This is a genomic window from Paenibacillus sp. P4_E11, from assembly GCF_056401635.1.
On record NZ_JBFUIX010000609.1, the window covers coordinates 1 to 820 of the forward strand.

General features: G+C 40.3%; 1 protein-coding gene. It reads right to left on the reverse strand.

What is annotated here, in order from left to right:
* A partial coding sequence (locus AC1DWB_RS36410) for a Crp/Fnr family transcriptional regulator (protein WP_477545911.1) occupies positions 1-692 on the reverse strand: 692 nt, incomplete at its 3' end.
* Positions 693-820 lie beyond the last annotated feature (128 nt).

Sequence of the window (820 nt, forward strand, 5' to 3'; positions counted from 1 at the left end):
TCACATTTACATATACTTTGCAAGTAATTTAAGTTCGTTATTGTGATGATTCCGTCATTTATTAAGATTGCACCCGCGTTTTTCAATTCCCCTAGCATCCGGTTTACGGTTTCCCGCGAACAGCCGATGAAATCGGCTAATTCCGAATTCGTAAGTTTTAGTGAAATATGAATCCCATTAGTGTCTGTCGATCCATAAGAATTGGAAAGCCGAATCAGAGTGGAACATAGAGCTCCAGGTTTGCCATACATCATTATATCACGAAATTTCGTCTGGGTTACCCGATGCATGTACCCCATCCAATTCATGAATTCAATGGCCAATTCACCGTACTGCCATATCAAAATTTCAAGATCGGTCTTTTGAATGAGACCGATTTCACACTTTTCTATCGTTAGAGCGGTAAAGCTGTGTTTGGATTCGTGAGAAGGATCAAGCTGMCCGAAAAAATCCCCTGCATGGAAAAGAGACATGATATATTCTTTTCCTTCTTCGGAAAACTTCGTTAATTTTACCTTTCCCGACTGGATGTAATAGAAATGATCGGCGAAGTCACCTTCAAGGAAAACAGTTGTACCCATGTTGTATTCTTGAAAATACATATTTTGCTTCAGTATCATCAAATTTCTGTTAGTGAAGTATGAGGAGTTCTGGACATGATAAGCGGTTGGCAAATCTCGTACTGTTTCCATAAAAACCACCCCCGTATTCGATGAGATCAGTATAACAAAGTGAACACTGTCAAGTTGTGATTAGTCTCACACTCTATAGGACTTCGCAAGGGAAGCGAAATCAGGCGAACAGATACGCACCGCAGAGT